The 16,718-nt window shown below is 71.2% G+C and carries 9 protein-coding genes; 2 read left to right on the top strand and 7 right to left on the bottom strand.

The window, feature by feature from the left end; all coding sequences use genetic code 11:
* Positions 1-42: 42 nt before the first annotated feature.
* The 6 genes from ACSLTV_RS21340 to ACSLTV_RS21315 all read right to left on the bottom strand — a co-directional run bounded on the left by ACSLTV_RS21340 (position 43) and on the right by ACSLTV_RS21315 (position 11,731).
* Entirely contained in the window at positions 43-1,116 is a 1,074-nt protein-coding gene (locus ACSLTV_RS21340) for a hypothetical protein (protein WP_435612660.1), read from the bottom strand.
* A gap of 88 nt (positions 1,117-1,204) precedes the next feature.
* The gene (locus ACSLTV_RS21335; RefSeq protein WP_432137435.1) at positions 1,205-1,780 is read right to left on the bottom strand and encodes a hypothetical protein; all 576 of its coding nucleotides are present in this window, start codon (positions 1,778-1,780) and stop codon (positions 1,205-1,207) included.
* 96 nt (positions 1,781-1,876) lie between these two features.
* Entirely contained in the window at positions 1,877-3,163 is a 1,287-nt protein-coding gene (locus tag ACSLTV_RS21330) for a glutamate-5-semialdehyde dehydrogenase (protein ID WP_432137434.1), read from the bottom strand.
* Between the two features lie 114 nt (positions 3,164-3,277).
* Positions 3,278-3,754, bottom strand: a complete 477-nt coding sequence (locus tag ACSLTV_RS21325) for a hypothetical protein (protein ID WP_432137526.1) — start codon at positions 3,752-3,754, stop codon at positions 3,278-3,280.
* A 283-nt stretch (positions 3,755-4,037) separates the two neighbouring features.
* Positions 4,038-5,165, bottom strand: a complete 1,128-nt coding sequence (gene proB / locus ACSLTV_RS21320; protein WP_432137433.1) for a glutamate 5-kinase — start codon at positions 5,163-5,165, stop codon at positions 4,038-4,040.
* A 176-nt stretch (positions 5,166-5,341) separates the two neighbouring features.
* Positions 5,342-11,731: an RHS repeat-associated core domain-containing protein gene (locus tag ACSLTV_RS21315; protein ID WP_435612659.1), complete on the bottom strand. Its 6,390-nt coding sequence runs from the start codon at positions 11,729-11,731 to the stop codon at positions 5,342-5,344.
* Between the two features lie 458 nt (positions 11,732-12,189).
* Between ACSLTV_RS21315 and ACSLTV_RS21310 the strand changes: the two genes are divergently transcribed.
* Positions 12,190-13,149, top strand: a complete 960-nt coding sequence (locus ACSLTV_RS21310; RefSeq protein WP_432137431.1) for a phage baseplate protein — start codon at positions 12,190-12,192, stop codon at positions 13,147-13,149.
* 52 nt (positions 13,150-13,201) lie between these two features.
* Here ACSLTV_RS21310 and galE read toward each other — a convergent pair whose 3' ends face one another.
* Positions 13,202-14,173 (bottom strand): UDP-glucose 4-epimerase GalE, encoded by a 972-nt coding sequence (gene galE / locus ACSLTV_RS21305; RefSeq protein ID WP_432157147.1) that lies wholly within the window; start codon positions 14,171-14,173, stop codon positions 13,202-13,204.
* 277 nt (positions 14,174-14,450) lie between these two features.
* Here galE and ACSLTV_RS21300 point away from each other — a divergent pair, with 277 nt between their 5' ends.
* On the top strand, positions 14,451-16,715 hold the full coding sequence (locus ACSLTV_RS21300) for a bifunctional glycosyltransferase/CDP-glycerol:glycerophosphate glycerophosphotransferase (RefSeq protein ID WP_432137429.1): 2,265 nt from the start codon (positions 14,451-14,453) through the stop codon (positions 16,713-16,715).
* Positions 16,716-16,718: the final 3 nt, after the last annotated feature.

Here is a 16,718-nt window from a genome sequence, read left to right as displayed (position 1 = left end):
CAGGCCCCCGCCCCGGGGGCGGGGCCGCTGGGGGCTTCGCCCCTACACCTTGGGCTGGGCGGTGTTCGCCAGCGTGCCGCACAGGGCCGTGGCGTTGCCGGTCGCGTAGGGGTCGGTGCCCGCCGGGCCGCCGACGGTGGCGGTCTGGCCGGACAGCAGCGGGTGCAGGTGGTCGGTGGTGTCCTCCGAGCAGGACAACGGGCCGGCCTGGACGTAGGAGACGATGAGCCGGGTCTGGTGGACCCGCAGGTTGTCGCGGTCGAAGCGGAACTGCAGGGTGCGCCGGACGGTGAACAGCGACGCGGGCGCCCCGGCCTCGGAGCCGGCCGGGCGCAGGGCGTAGACGAAGGTGTGGTCGGCGGTCACCTCAAGGGTGGCCGCGTCCGCCTCGGCGGCCTGCAGCGTGCCCTGGACGCGGATCTTGCGGTCGGCCAGCTCGACCTGGGCCGGGTCGAAGCGGACCAGCCAGCCGGTCGGAGCGTGCCGCCCGTCCGCCGCCGGGTGCTGGAAGCTCGTGTCGAACTGGTCCAGCTGGTCGGCGTCGAGCAGCATCCGTACCGGTCGCACCTGCTGCCCGGTCAGCACCTCCGGGTACAGCGACGAGTGCACGATGTAGTCCTTCGCCGTGGTCAGCGCCGTGACGACCTGGCTGTCGGAGAAGTGCGCGGTGCGCCGGGAGGGGGGCAGCGGAATGCCTTCGGCGCCGAGGCGGAACTGGGCGGCGGGGCTGCGGGCGAAGAGCCGCTCCGGGTCGGGGGCGCCGGGCACCTTGCCCTGCGGGGCGAGCGGGATCACCGTCATCCGCAGCGGCTCGGTGGTCTGCCGGGCGGCCAGGGGTGACTCGTAGGGGCTGCGCACGCCCATGTAGATGGCCGTGCCGAAGGCCAGGGCGATCAGCACGACGAGGATCAGCGCCTGCCGGGACAGCCCCCGATGCACCGGGGCCCGGCGGCGTACGGCGGGGGCGTGGTCGGCGATCCGCTCCTCGGCGGAGTACTCCTGGAGGCGGGCAGCGCGAACGAACGACTCGTCGAAGACGACGGATCGGTACTCGTCCTCGCCACCTCCGGGAGCGCCCTCGGGGGTCCCCTCCGGTGGGTCTCCAGGCCCGCCCATACCTTCAGAGTAGGTCCGCGCGAGCCCGGGTAAACGCGGAGCGACAGGACAACTTCTGACAGGTCCCCACCACGTTCGGGGCGGGTGGTCAGGGGGTCGGGGGCACCGCCGCCACGGGTGGCCTGGAAGAGTCGGCGGAGGTCGACGGCGTCACCGCTCCGCCCTGCTCCGGGCCGGTGGAGGCGGGCGGCGGGACCTGGTCGCGGCTGTCCGAGGAGGCGCCCCGGTACACCGCGGCGAAGGCCAGCGCGACCATGCCGACCCCCATCACGACGGCGAGCATCCAGGCGACCGGGCGGTGCCAGCGGACCGCCTGCCGGCCGTACGGTCCATAGCCGCGGCGGTCGTCGAAGAGGTCCGTGTCGTCGAGGTCGTCGTAGTCCGGATCATGGCCGAAACCGCCCGGACCGTCGGGGCCGTGGGCGTCGTCGTAGCGCTCGCCCCGGGCGTGCGCGCGCCGGGTCTCCGCCTCGGCCGCCTCCGCTCTGGACTGCGCGGCGGCCAGGAGGCGCTCGACGGCGGTCGGCTCGTGGATGACGGCCGCCGCCACGAAGGCCTCGTCGAAGACCACGGAGGCGAACTCTTCGTCCGACACTCCGCGGTCGTGGTCGTCGTCGGGCTCCCAGCCGTCACGGAACGGCGTGCCCCCCACGTCCTCCGGCACTCCTCCAGAGTAGACCTGGGGGGGCAAGTTGGGCAGACGGTACGGAAATTATCCGCCAGGCGAGACACCGTACCGGCCGCCCGCGGACGGCCGGGGTCAGCGCCGGACGTGCCCGTCACCCGTGACGATGTACTTGGTGCTGGTGAGCTCCGGCAGGCCCATGGGGCCGCGGGCGTGCAGCTTCTGGGTGGAGATGCCGATCTCCGCGCCGAAGCCGAACTGGCCGCCGTCGGTGAAGCGGGTGGAGGCGTTCACGGCGACCGTGGTGGAGTCGACCAGCTGGGTGAACCGGCGAGCGGCCTGCTGGGAGGTGGTGACGATGGCCTCGGTGTGGCCGGAGGTCCACAGCCGGATGTGCTCCACGGCCCGCTCCAGCGAGTCCACGACGGCGGCGGCGATGTCGTGGGAGAGGTACTCGGTCTCCCAGTCCTCGGCCGTAGCTTCCACGACGGTCGCCCGGGAGCCCTTGGCGTGGGCCAGCACCCGCTCGTCGGCGTGGACGGTGACCCCGGCGTCGGCGAGGGCGTCCAGGGCGCGGGGCAGGAACTCGGGCGCGATGTCCTGGTGGACGAGGAGCGTCTCGGCGGCGTTGCACACGCTGACCCGCTGCGCCTTGGAGTTGATCAGGATGTCGATCGCCATGTCGATGTCGGCGTGGGCGTCGACGTAGACGTGGCAGTTGCCGGTGCCGGTCTCGATCACCGGGACGGTGGACTCGCTGACGACCGTCTGGATGAGGGAGGCGCCGCCGCGCGGGATCAGAACGTCGACCAGGCCGCGGGCGCGCATCAGCTCGCGCACGCTGTCGCGGCTCTCGCCGGGCACCAGCTGGACGGCGTCGGCGGGCAGCCCGGCGCCGCCGACGGCGTCGCGGATCACGCGGACCAGGGCGGTGTTCGACGCGTAGGCGGAGGCGGAGCCGCGCAGCAGGACCGCGTTGCCGGACTTCAGGCAGAGGGCCGCGGCGTCCACGGTGACGTTCGGGCGGGCCTCGTAGATGATGCCGACGACACCCAGCGGGACGCGGACCTGGCGCAGGTCGATGCCGTTGGGCAGGGTGGAGCCGCGCACCACCTCGCCGACCGGGTCGGGCAGCGCGACGACGTCCCGTACGTCGGAGGCGATGGCGCGCACCCGCTCGGGGGTGAGGGTCAGCCGGTCGACGATCGCCTCGCTGGTGCCGGCCTCGCGGGCCTTGGCGATGTCCTGGGCGTTGGCCTCGACGATCTCGCTGGTACGGACCTCCAGCGCGTCCGCGATGGCGAGCAGCGCGTCGTCCTTCGCGGCGCGGGGCAGCGGCGCGAGATCGGCGGCGGCCGCCTTGGCGCGGTAGGCGGCCCGGGTGACCGGGGTCATGGAGTCGTACGGGGAGAGCGTGGTCATGGGGGAAGGGTAGTGCGCCGCGTGGTCCCGGATCACCGCTTGTCCCAAACCGCGAGACACCGGACCAAAACGGATGACGGGCCGCGCCCCTCCGGCACCGGCGGGGCAATACCACTAGAACGGATGGACGCCGACCGGGGTGGCCGGTGGCGGGCCGTAGCCCTCGGCGACGCGCTGGTGGTAGGTCTCGCGGTCGATGACCTCCAGGCCGACGATCTCCCAGCGCGGCAGTCCGGCGGTGTGACGGTGCTCGCCCCACAGGCGCAGGGCGACGGCGGCCGCGTCGTGCAGGTCGCGGGCCTCCTCCCAGTAGCGGATCTCCGCGTGGTCGGCGGCGTAGCGGCTGGTCAGCAGGAAGGGATGGTCATGGGCGAGCTGTTCCAGGGCCCGGCGCAGGTCCTTGAGGGGGACGTCCTCGCCGGAGACGCTGAGGGTGACGTGCCACAGCCGGGGCAGGTCCTTCGGCTCCTCGTACCGCTCGCCGGCGGTGACGCTGGTCAGGGTGCGCTCCTCGCCCGCCGTGCGGGCGGACGCGGACGCCTCGCCGGAGCGGCCCGTGCCGCCACGGGACGCCGCCACCCCAGGGCGCACTCGTCTCACGACGGCCTCCTTCACGCTTGTGCGGCGCTCGTACGGAACGTGTCTGTCGACACCAAGTTGGCAGGCGGAGGGCGTCCTTGGGGCGCTTTCACGGAACGTCCCCCACGGGTACGGATCGTTCGACCCGGCGGGGAGCGCCCGTTCGACGTTCCGGGGCGTGCCCGTTCGACGCCCCTGGAGTGCCCGTTCGGCCGGACCGAGACGGCTGTTCGACCTGGTCGGACTTGTGCGACCTGGCCGGTGTGCCGGCCGGCGGAGAACCGCCCGAGGGTCCCTAGGGGTGCAGGATCACCAGGTCGTCCCGGTGGACGACCTCCCGCTCGTACGCCGGTCCGAGTTCCCGCGCCAGCTCGCGGGTGGAGCGGCCGAGCAGTTGCGGGAGTTCCTTGGCGTCGAAGTTGACCAGCCCGCGGGCCACCGCGCGTCCCGCGCCGTCGCGCAGCTCGACCGGGTCGCCGGCGCTGAACTCGCCCTCGACGCCGGCGATACCGGCCGGCAGCAGTGAGGTGCGCCGCTCGACGACCGCGCGTACGGCCCCGTCGTCGAGGGTGAGGGCGCCCTGGGGGGTGGAGGCGTGCTGGAGCCAGAGCAGGCGGTCGGCGGAGCGCCTGCCGGTGGTGTGGAACCAGGTGCCGGTGTCACCGCCGGCCAGGGCGTCGGCCGCGTGGACGGCGCTGGTCAGCACCACCGGGACACCGGCGGCGGCGGCGATCCGGGCGGCCTCGACCTTGGTGACCATGCCGCCGGTGCCGACGCCGGCCTTGCCCGCGCTGCCGATCTCCACCTCGGCGAGGTCGGAGGGCCCGCGCACCTCGGCGATGCGCGAGGTGCCCGGCCTGCTGGGGTCGCCGTCGTAGACGCCGTCGACGTCGGAGAGCAGCACCAGCAGGTCGGCGTGGACGAGGTGGGCCACGAGGGCGGCGAGGCGGTCGTTGTCGCCGAAGCGGATCTCGTCGGTGGCGACGGTGTCGTTCTCGTTGACGATGGGGAAGGCGCCCATCGCGAGGAGCTTGTCCAGCGTGCGCGAGGCGTTGCGGTGGTGGGCGCGGCGGCTCATGTCGTCGCTGGTCAGCAGGATCTGGCCGACGCGGACGCCGTAGCGGGCGAAGGAGGCGGTGTAGCGGGCGACGAGCAGGCCCTGGCCGACGCTGGCGGCGGCCTGCTGGCGGGCCAGGTCCTTGGGGCGGCGGCGCAGGCCGAGCGGGGCGAGTCCGGCGGCGATGGCGCCCGAGGAGACCAGGACGATCTCCTTCTCGCCACCGCTGCGGGCCTTGGCGAGGACGTCGACCAGCGCGTCCACGCGGTCCGCGTCGAGACCACCGGCCGCGGTGGTCAGGGACGAGGAGCCCACTTTGACGACGATCCTGCGGGCCTGGGCGACCTGATGCCTTGCCGCTGACACGTGCTTTCCTCCACCCTCGCGCCCACGCCAGGTCGGACGTGGCTGTTGCAATCTACGCGAAGATGTACGGAGCGTGCCCGGGTGGTCCACTTCGCGGACCTGTGCGGGACGGCCTCGGCGGCCTGTCCGCACAGGACAGGCCGCCGAGGGTGGTGGGGGCGGGGGAGGCGGTAGGCCTAGAAGATCGAGAGGATCTTGTTGCCGACCTTCCCCGCGATGTTGACGAGGGCCGACGGGATGTCGGCGACTCGGGTGATGCCGGTCGACCCTGAGCCCACGCTCAGGCCGAACTCCGAGGCGGGGCCGAAGCCGCCCGTGAAGACGTTGACGGTGTCGCCTCTGGAGTTCTTCGTGTCGAAGGTGCCCCGCCAGCCGCCGTGCAGCGGCCCCCATTCGGCGTCGACGCCCGAGCCGAGACCACGCAGCTGGTCCAGTGAGTCCGCGTTGCTGAACAGGGCGTTGCCGGTCACCCCGGCTCCGAAGTCGAGGCCCTCCGTGAACTCGGCCGATCCGGTGACCGCCCACGCCGTCTTGCCGCGGGCCGACGTGGTCCGCACGAGGCAGACGCTGCCGTTGACGCCGATGATGGCCGACGCGCTGCCGTTCACGCACAGCCCGGTGGTGTTCAGGTAGCTGCGCATGTAGTCGGTGAAGCCGCTGACCTTCTCGATGAGGGCGCTGATCGTCGAGTCGTCCCCGGGGGGCGCCGAGGTGGTGGTCGTGCCGCCGGACTTCTTGCCCGTCGTTCCCTTCGTGGTCTTCGTGGTCTTCGTGGTCTTCTTCGTCTTCGGCTTGTCGGGGATTCCGTCGCCGTTCCTGTCGTTCCTGGGGCAGGCCGGCTCGCCGTAGATGCCGCACAGGAGCCTCAGACCCGACGGGTCGCTGTAGGCGATGGGGTTGTTGTCGCTGTAGCTGTACGCCGACAGGTTCTGCGGGTCGGTCGGTTCCGTCAGTTCGTCCGGGCTGAGGAAGCGGCCCAGCGACGCGTCGTACATGCGGGCGCCGAGCAGCGACAGGCCGGTGGAGTCGTCCTCCTGCTTGCCGATGTACCCCCGGTCGAGGCTCGCCGGCAGGTCGCCGCCGGCGTTGCGCTGCTTGCCGAACGGTGTGTAGCGGCGGCGGGTGACCAGGCCGCCCATGGTGATGACGAGGGAGGTGGACGCCTGGGTGTCGCTCAGCAGCCAGGTCAGCTTGCCGTCGGTGGTGCCGTCGGCCTCCCGGACGGCGACGGCGGTGCCCGCCGCCGAGTACAGGCGGGTGGCCCGGACGCTGCCGCCGGCCGCCTTGTGGAGTTCGTGGCCGTCGATGTAGAGCACGTTCTCCTGCGGCGAGGTGCGCAGCAGGACGTTGCCGTCGGTGCCGTACACGTAGCCGGACACCTCGTCGCCCGTGGCGGTGTGCCGGGTGATGCGGCCGACCCGGTTCAGCGCGGTCCACTCCAGGTCGGAGGTGACCCCGTCGACCGTGCGGGACGTCATCCGGCCCGCGTCGTCGTAGCCGAAGGTGTCGTTGCCCGCCCGGGTGACGCCGTGCGGGCGGGGCAGGCCCGCCGTGTAGGACGATCCGTCGGCGCTGTAGCCGGGGTAGGTGTAGTCCCTGGTCGTCGCGCCGGTGGCCGTGGTGTCGGTGACGGACTCGATGTTGCCGAGCTCGTCGTAGGTGTACGCCGTGTCGTACGGGTCGAGCCCGCCGGTCAGGTCGGCTGGGGCCGCGCCGGCGCAGCCGTCCGTCGCCTGGGTGGTCCACCCGCGGGTGACGCGGTTGAGTTCGTCGTACGCATAGCACTCGCTCTGGTGCGTCACGCCGTCGGTGACGCCGGTGAGCTGGCCGCCGAGGTCGCGGGTGAACGTGTCATCCTGGGCGACCTGGGTGGTGGTGCCGGTGGTCACGGTGGTGGTGATGTTGGTCAGCGCGCCGCTGCCGTCGGTGTCGTCGTAGGTGTAGGCGCGGTTCACCGTCGCGTCCGGGCCGCCGCTCGTGCCGTAGGCGCGGGCGTCGAGCCGGCCGAGGCCGTCGAAGCCGATGGCGGACTGGTAGGTGGCCAGCGGGGAGGACACCTTCGAGGGCAGGCCCTGGGCGGTGTAGGTGGTGGTCACGGTCTCCGCGGGCAGGCCGCCGACCGCCGGGTAGCTCACCGACGTCATGTGGTCGGCCAGGTCGTAGCCGTATCCGACGGTGTAGGTGCCGGCCAGGCCGGAGCCGTCGTCCGGGACGGTGTAGGCGCGGCCGGTGACGCGTCCGCGGTCGTCGTACCCGGTGACGGTCTGCGTGTAGGCCAGGCCGTTCGCGTACGACGTGGTCGCCGCCACCCGGCCGGCGCCGCCGGGCGCGCTGTCGTAGGTGGTGCGCTGCAGGGTCGTCGTGCCCTGACTCACCGTCGTGGGCCGCTGGAGCGCGTCGTACGCGTAGCTCAGCGTGGTGCCGGTGCCGTCGGTCACCGTGGCGGTCTTGCCGTTCTCGTCGTAGGTCGTCGAGGACGATCCGGTGTCCGGGTCGGTGGTGGCCGTGCGTTCGCCGAGCCAGTTGTAGGTGTAGCCGGTGGTGTTGCCCTTCGCGTCGGTGATCTGCCTCAGCTGTCCGCTGCGGGTGTAGTCGTACGACGTCGACTGCGTCCCGTCGGGGCCGTGTTCCACGACCCGGGTGGTCTGGCCGAAGACGTCGGTGAAGCTGTCCCTGCGCTCGCCGGTCGCCGGGACGGTGGTGGTGTAGTCGCCGAAGTAGTGGGTCCGGGTGTGGCGGCCGGGCTGGGGAACGCCGTTGACGAGTGTCTGGACCTCGGTCGTCCGGCCCGCCCAGTCGAGGATCGGGTCGTTGTAGGACGGCAGGTCGGCCACCGTGGGCAGCACCATCCCGGAGCCCGCCGCGCCCGTGTTGTGGAAGGCCGCGGAGGTGCCGGTGACGTTGCCGGAGGTGTCGTAGCGGGTGGAGACCACGGTGCGTCCGGTGCCGTCGGGGGCCGTCGACTGGGTCTCCCGGGTGCGGCCGAGGCCGTCGTAGTACTCGTAGGAGTCCGTGTAGGTGGTGCCGGACTGCAGGACGCTCGTGGTCACCCGCGGCGGTCCGCTGACCACGTCCGGCACGCCGTCGGTGTTGGTCGTCGTCGGAACGGTGTAGGTGAACTTCATCGACGGGTCGCCGCTCGGGTAGTTCCCGATCTCGGTCGGCTTGAAGATCTGGACGATGTGGCCCACCGAGTCGTGCACGAACCGGGTGGTGAGGCCGCTCGCGTTCTGCGTGCGGTACGGGGTGCCCCACAGGCGGGAGTTCCACGTGGTGGTGGACGTCGCCGTCAGCGGTCCGGTGCCGTCGGGGTCGGGGGTGGTGACCTTGACGCCGCCGACCGGCCAGGAGGTCGCCGGCGAGTACGTCGTCGTGGTCTTGGCGCGCTTGCCGTCGTAGGTCGCGGTGATGCGGCCGGCGGCGTCGTAGTCGGTCCAGGTGCTGCGGTAGGTGCCCGCGCCCGTGTAGCGGCGCTCCTCGGTGACGTTGCCGTCGACCAGGGCGGCGTCGTTGCCGGCGACCGAGGTGGAGCCGTCGTACAGCGTCACCGTGTAGGCGTCCTGGTTGGCGGAGCCGCGTGCGGCGCAGTCGGCCGCGTAGTGGCGGCGTTCGTCCTCCAGGACCATCCAGCGCTTGACGTCGGAGCCGGGGAAGTTCGCCGTGTTGTAGGCGCGGCCGTAGGTGGTGCAGCGGTTGTCGTCGTAGTTCTCCAGACCCCAGTCGTTGGTGCGCAGGGGCAGGCCGTAGGTGGTGCTGGTGGCGGAGGTGTCGTCGTACTCGTCCTTGACGGTGTGGACGCGCCAGCCCTGGGAGGTGCTCTGGTACGTGGAGGTCTTGCTGTCGCGCACGAAGCGGGCGTCGGGCAGGCCGTCGTACTGGGCGGTGTTGTGCACCCAGTACTCCTTGCGGACGCGTTCGTGGGAGGAGCCGTCGCCGTCGCGCCGGGACTGTTCCAGGGTCCGGCCGGCCAGCCAGGCGGAGTCGGTCCAGGAGTCGCCGAAGCCGTCCTGGACGGAGACGCTGCGGGTCAGGGAGGAGTCCGTCTTGGAGGTTCGGTCGCCGTCGAGTCCGCGGTAGAGCCAGTAGTAGGTGGAGCCGGCGTTGCTCTTGGTGCCGGTGAAGACCTCCACCTGCTGGTAGCCGCGCCAGTCGGACCAGGTCTCGTCGGCGTCGGGGGTGAGCGGGTCGTTGGTGAACCGCCAGCCGGCGCCGCCGTGGTACTCGTAGCGCGTGGTCATGACCGGGTCGCCGTCGTGGCTCGCGCCCTGCCCCACGCCGGGGTCGACGGAGACCTGGGTGACCAGGAACTTCTTGAACCAGCCGGTCTGTTCGGCGCCGCCTTCGGGGACCCACTTCTGCCAGTAGCAGTCCTGGGTGTTGGAGGACTGGCTCGGCAGGCTGCTGATGTCGCAGGCGTCGGGCGCGCCGTAGGTCACGCTGGTCACCGAGCCGAGGTCGCCGTAGACGGTGTTGACGCGGCGGAAGTTGAGCGTGCCGGAGCCGACCTGGTTGTCCAGCCATTCGCCGTTGAAGTTGATGACGGGCAGGCGCAGGTCGGGTCCGTCGCCGTAGCCCTTGCGCTGGACGTAGTCGAGCCAGAGCGTCTTGCCGACCGTGCCGTCGGGGTTGGGCAGGCCGTACTTCATCTGGTACTGCATCGCCGGTGCCCACGGGTCGGCGTCGGTGTCGCGGACGTACGTCTTGATGTCCCACAGCATGTCGGTGGTGAAGAACGTCGGGTAGTACGTCTTGCCGGCGCAGTAGTTGTCCGCCGAGGTCCCGTCGCACATGAGGTCGGTGGGGACGTCGGGGTAGGAGTCCGGGTTGGAGGAGATGCCGGGGCAGGCGGGCGGCTCGGTGCCGAGCGGGTCCTTGTAGCTCATCCGCTCCACGCAGCGGCCGACGTGCTTGAGCACGACCTCGGCAGGCAGCTGGGCGCCGGTGATCTGGGAGGCCCAGCCGTACTCGATGCGGGCGAGGTAGCTCGCGGCGTCGTACCGGCGGGCCTTGTCGGCGTTGATGACCGACCGGTAGTGGTTGGTCTGCTTGTCGTAGAAGTAGGCGTTCTCGACCTCGTTGGGGTCGACGACCCGGTCGAGGTTCCAGCGCCAGGCCTGCGTGCAGGGCTCCGGGAACTGGGCGTGGCAGGGCTCCCCGGCGTCGTTGCCGGCCACCGGGATGGTGAGGACGGAGTCGGTCGCGGCGCTGTCGCGCTCGCTGCGGCCCCAGCCGAAGTAGTAGCGCATGCCGTCCTGGGTGGAGATCACCCAGTACTCGTCGTCCGAGCCGTGGCCGCCCCAGAGGTGCTGCACCCGCCAGCCCGGGTCGTCCTGGAGGTGGTAGGAGCCGGTGCCGTTGTCGTCCTGGATCAGCTGGGAGGTCACTCCGTTGAGGCTGATGACGTACACGGCGCCGTCCGGTTCCATGCCGGTGTTGGGCGAGTCCCAGCACATGTCGCCGACGGTGGGGATGCCGTCCTGCGAGCAGTTGCGGTAGCGCCGCTCGACGTAGCCGACGTCGAGGTCCCAGCCCATGCCGGCCCAGGACGCCTGGTTGTTGGTCGCGGAGGTGCGGCCGTCGACGGACTGGGAGTTGTACGACAGCGACAGCTCCGGGGTCGTGCCGAAGGGCGCCTCGGGCACGGTGATCGGCAGGTCGTAGGTGAAGGCGCCGGAGCCGATGGAGACGTCCCAGGTCCCGGTGGGGCTGAGCTTGCCGGCCCGGTAGTCGCCCTCGTCGGACGACGATCCCGTGGTCAGCGTCGTCACGGTGGCCTCGGAGGTGGCCGCGAAGGCGGTGCTGCTGAGCAGCGGGGCCCCGCCGGACGTGACGGTGGGCGTCGGGTCGGCGTCCGCGTACACCGTGGCCGTCAGCTTGCCGGACTCCACGTCGTTGTCGACGGGGAGGTAGCGGCGGTGGTCGGGGGAGCAGCCCGGCTTGTCGGGCGTGGTGAGCGCGCAGGCGGGCATCTGCACCAGGCGCAGCCGGGACGCGAAGCCGCCGCCATAGGCGTGCTCGAAGCCCGAGTAGTCGATCGTGACGCGGACCGGGCCGGGGGCGGCCAGCCGGTCCTTGCGGGTCAGGCGCAGGCCCATGCCGATGCCGCCGACCGGCTTGATCTCGGAGCGGTCCAGCACCTCGACGTCCACCGTCTTCGGCGCCGGAGCCGACGGCGCGAGCCCGACGAGGCCCCCGGACAGCGCGGGGTCCCGGTCTCGGGCGCCGAACGCGGCCTGCGGCGGGGTTCCGGCGGTGGCGGCCTGCTGGGCGGTGGGGGCCTGTACCGACACCACCGATGCCCGGGCCGCCTTGGCGCCCAGGGCGACGCGGGCCCGCGCGGGCCGGGGCCAGGTGGTGGCCGCGGGCTTCGTCTGGGTGGGTTCCGCCTGCTGCGCGCGCACGACGTCGCCCTTGCGGGCCGGGACGTCGACGGTCCGCTCCGCCGGCCTGGCGGCCTCCACGACCGCGGCGAAGGCGGGCGCGGACATGAGCCCCGCCAGCAGTGCACCGGAGACCGACACGACGACGCCGCGTCTGACGGATCTCGCTCTGACCGATCTCGCCACGAACCCCACCCTTCGACAGAACGACAAAGCGGCCCGGAATCGGGCACGCCAAGCAGTGCTCATCACGACGGGGGCAGGTTCGAGCCATGCCGAGGCGAACGCACTCCGGGCGGACAGTAATGAGTTCGATCAAGGAAGCCAACGCCTGCAAATTCCGACTTGTCCCGACAACACAGCCAACCGGATGTAAAGATTCCGCAAGAATGGCTGAATGAAAATCAGCGGCGCAGCCGGTGCTGTCGCCGACAAATCCCAGGTGTTTTAATGACCCGCCGTCGCCGAACGCCGGCGTTTCCTTTCCGAGGGGGCTTCGAAACACCATGCTCAACCGCAGACAGCTTCTGAGGACGGCGGGCGCGATCGCCGGCGTGGCGGCCGTTCCGGCGATCGCCGTCGGCGTGGCGCGCGGGACGGAAAGCGCTCGGCGCGACTCACAGGACCACGTCACGCCGGGTTCCGTGACCGCGAGCAAGCGGTTCGACCTCACGGCGCCCTCCTCGATGCTCCTGCGGGAGGTGCCGCTGGCGGGCACACGCGTCCTGCAGTCCTTCGCGTTCGACAACGCCGCCGGACATGTTTTCACCGTGCAATTGGTGGACGGCGGACTCCGGTTGCCCGGCGAGACGCGGACCTATTCGGGCAGTGACCGCACCGCCAACGGAGATCTGTGCCTGACCCGCCTTGACCTCTCCGGACGGATTCTCGGCACCATGTATCTCCGCGGATTCGGACATGGCGTACAGATCGGTGTCGAATCCACCGCATCCGGCAGTTATCTGTGGACCGAGACGCATTCCGTCCGCACCCAGAACGCGGACGGCACCTATTCGGGGTGGGGCGACCGGCTGGCCCGCTTCAGGTTCCAGAACGGATCGGTGCTGACCGCGGACTCGCCCGCCGTCACGCAGTACCAGCTGGAGAGCGGCGTCGACCGCACCACCGTCGCCACCGACCCGGTGAACAACCGGCTCGCCGTGCGCTGCCGGACCGGTGGGGCGTTCCGGTACCGGCTCTACGACCTCGCCGACTTCAAGGCGGGCGGCCGGACCCCGCTCGCCGACGTGCCCCAGCCGGCGGACCTCATGCCCGACCACCCGGACACCTTCCAGGGCTTCGCGAGCCACGGCAGCCACCTCTACCTGCTGGCCGGCACGCAGTACGGCAAGGACGGCTCGGTCTCGCCGTACGGCAACACGTTCATCACGTGCGTGGACTGGAACACCGGCGCGGTCGTCGAGCAGAAGCTGACCAGGGCGGGCTACTCGCTGCCGTACCGCGAGCCGGAGGGCATGGCCATCCAGGTTCCCGACCCGGCCGACCCGCTCGCGGTACGGCTGTGCAGCGGCTTCGCCTCCGTCACGTCCGACACGGACTCACGGAAGAGGGCCAGCATCTACTACAAGGAGGCGCTCGTCTGACCGGCCTCCCGGCGCACCCGGCCGTGGTGCGCCGGGTCACCGGATCACCGGATCACCGGTGCCAGTGCCGCCAGCCCGCCCAGGCGGACTCGATCATGGCGTCCAGGTCGTAGCGGGCGGACCAGCCCAGCTCCTGGTGGATCCGGTCGGCGGCGGCGACCACCCGTGCGGGGTCGCCCGCCCGGCGCTCGACCACCGTCGGGGCCAGGTCCTCACGGCCGGTGACCTTCAGGATGCGGTCCACCATCTCCCGCACCGAACTGCCCTCGCCGCGCCCGATGTTGAGCGAGAGGGCGGTTCCGGCGGGAGCGTCCTCCAGCCGCCGGGCCGCCGCGAGGTGGGCGGAGGCGATGTCCTCGACATGGATGTAGTCGCGCACGCAGGTTCCGTCCGGCGTGGCGTAGTCGTCGCCGAAGATCCGCGGGGCCTCGTCGGCCTCCAGGCGCTCGAACACCATGGGGATGAGGTTGAAGACGCCCGTGTCGGCCAGCTCCGGGCTCGCGGCACCGGCGACGTTGAAGTACCGCAGGGAGGCGGCCCGCAGCCCGTGCGCCGCGGCGGCGGCCTTGATCAGCCACTCGCCGACCAGCTTGGTCTCGCCGTAGGGGCTCATCGGCAGGCAGGGCGTGTCCTCGGTGACGAGGTCGACGTCGGGCATGCCGTAGACGGCGGCGGAGGAGGAGAAGACGATGCGGTCGACGCCGTTCGCCGCCATGACCTCCAGCAGGGTCTGCAGACCGGTGACGTTCTCCCGGTAGTAGTGGAGCGGCTGCTCGACCGACTCCCCCACCTGCTTCTTGGCGGCGATGTGCACGACTCCGGTGACCGCGTGGTCGCGGACCGCCTGCCCGAGCCGCTCGGCGTCGAGCACGCTGCCGACGACCAGCGGCACACCCTCGGGCACCCGCTCGGCGGTACCCGTCGACAGGTCGTCGTAGACGACGACGCTCTGGCCGCCCTCGGCCAGAGCGCGCACCACATGGGCTCCGATGTATCCGGCCCCGCCGGTGACCAGCCAACTCATCCGCACGCCTCCTCGATCGACGGTCAACGGATGCAGACTTCCCGCTGCGCGCGCGAAAATCGAGTCGGGCATACCGGATGTATGCCACCAAAGCCATGTCAAAGACAGGGAAACCGTGAATGCGAGAGAGATCTCATGGCCCGCCGGGCGCTCCACCACCTCACCCACGGGAACAACACGTGAATCCTTTACCCTGAGGGCTGCGGTATCCCGGGCCGCCGACGGGCATCCCGGCCCGCCCATCCCTCGCGGTCAGCCCTCGGAACAGGTTGTAAGGATGCCCCGACTCTCACTCATCGTCCCTGCCTACAAGGTGCAGGGCTATCTCTCCGAGTGTCTCGACTCCGTCCTCGACCAGGACTACACGGACTTCGAGATCATCGCGGTCGACGACTGCTCACCGGACGGGTCAGGGGCCATCCTCGACGACTATGCCCGGCGGGACGCCCGGGTGAAGGTGATCCATCTCACGGAGAACGTGGGCCTGGGGTACGCCCGCAACGCCGGCCTGGAGAGGGCCCAGGGCGACTACGTCCTGTTCCTCGACAGCGACGACACCATGACCGAGGGCTCGCTGGCGGCGATCGCCGAGCGCCTCGACGCCACCGGGGACCCCGAGATCCTCGTCTACGACTACGCCCGCTCCTACTGGGACGGCCGCGTCGAGCGCAACTACCGCGCCGACCTGCTGCGCACCGACGGCCCGGACGTGGTCCGGCTGACCGACCGGCCCCAGCTGCTCGATCTGTTGCAGATCGTCTGGAACAAGGCGTACCGCCGCGACTTCGTCGACCGGGTCGGCCTCACCTTCCCCACCGGCTACTACGAGGACGCTCCCTGGACGTACTGCTCCCTGATCAGCGCCGAGAGCATCGCCCTGCTCGACCGCGTGGGCGTGCTCTACCGGCAGCGCAGGGAGGGCGGCAACATCCTCAGGACCACCAGCCGCAAGCACTTCGACATCTTCGACCAGTACGGCCGTGTGTTCGACTTCCTCGACGCGCACCCCGAGCTGGACGAATGGCGCGAGCCGCTGTTCCGCAAGATGATCGCCCACTACCTGACCGTGCTGGAGAAGCCCGGACGGCTGCCCGCCGACGCGCGCGCCGAGTTCTTCCACCGGGCCTCCGCCGACTACCGGGCCCGGGTGCCGCAGGGCTTCACCCGGCCGCCCGCCGGCAAGGGCAAGAAGTTCGCCCTGCTGGAGCGGGACGCGTACGCCGCCTGGGCGAGCGCGATGACCGCCGCGAGGTTCCGTCAGCGCGTCAAGAAGAAGGCCGGCGCGGCCGTCACCCTGTCCAAGCGCGGCGCGATGGGCGCCTTCTACCAGTCCCAGCTGCGCCTGCCGCTCGACGACGGCCTCGCGGTGTTCTCCGCCTACTGGAGCCGCAGCGTCTCCTGCAACCCGGCCGCCATCGACGCCCAACTGGCCCGGCTGGCCCCGCACATCCGCCGCGTGTGGGTGCTGCGTCCGGAGGCCGCCGCCCTGGCCCCCGCCGGCGTCGACTTCGTGACCGTCGGGTCGCGCGAGTACTGGGCCGCGCTGGCCCGCGCCAAGTACCTCGTGAACAACGTGAACTTCGCGGACGTCGTGGTCAAGCGCGAGGGGCAGATCCACCTCCAGACCCATCACGGCACCCCGCTGAAGACCATGGGCCTGGACCAGCGCAAGTACCCGGCGTCCACCGACATGGACTTCGCCAAGCTCCTCAGGCGCTGCGACCGCTGGGACTACAGCGTCAGCGCCAACCGGTTCTCCACCACCGTCTGGGAGCGGGTGTACCCCTGCTCGTACACCACCCTGGAGACCGGCTACCCGCGCAACGACGTGCTGGTCACCTCCACCGCCGACGACGTACGCCGGGCGCGGGAGAACCTCGGGCTGGCCGACGGCACGCGCGCGTTCCTGTACATGCCGACCCACCGCGAGTACCAGCCGAACTTCCGGCCGGGCCTCGACCTGGCCCGGATGGCGCAGGAACTCGGCCCGGACGTGACCCTGATGGTGCGCGGCCACTACTTCTACGGCGCGTCGTCCCAGCACCTCGCCGACCTGCGCCGCAGCGGCCGGATCATCGACGTCTCGGCGCACCACCCGGTCGAGGAGCTCTACCTCGCCGCCGACGCGCTCATCACGGACTACTCCTCGGCGATGTTCGACTACGCGGTGCTGGACCGCCCGATCATCATCCACGCCCCCGACTGGGACGTGTACTCCGCGGTCCGCGGCACCTACTTCGACCTGCTGCAGGAGTCCCCCGGAGCGGTCTCCACCTCCCAGGCGGAACTGGTCCGGCTGCTGGACACCGGGGCCTACGACACCGCGGAGACGACGGAGCGCCGCGCCGCCTTCCGCGGACGTTTCTGTGATTTCGACGACGGACACGCAGCCGAACGGGTCGTACGACGCGTCTTCCTCCACGAACGCGCCGAGGATCTGCCCCCCGTGGTGCCGTTGGCCGAGCGGACGCCCGCGCCGCCACCCGGCCGGGCCCTCGACGCGTCAGCCCAGCCGTCCACCACCGAGTCGAGCCAGAGGTAGCCG

Source organism: Streptomyces sp. bgisy159 (assembly GCF_965341775.1).
Lineage (GTDB): Bacteria > Actinomycetota > Actinomycetes > Streptomycetales > Streptomycetaceae > Streptomyces.
The sequence above is the reverse complement of the archived record's forward strand: the minus strand, read 5'-3'. Positions and strand labels throughout refer to the sequence as shown.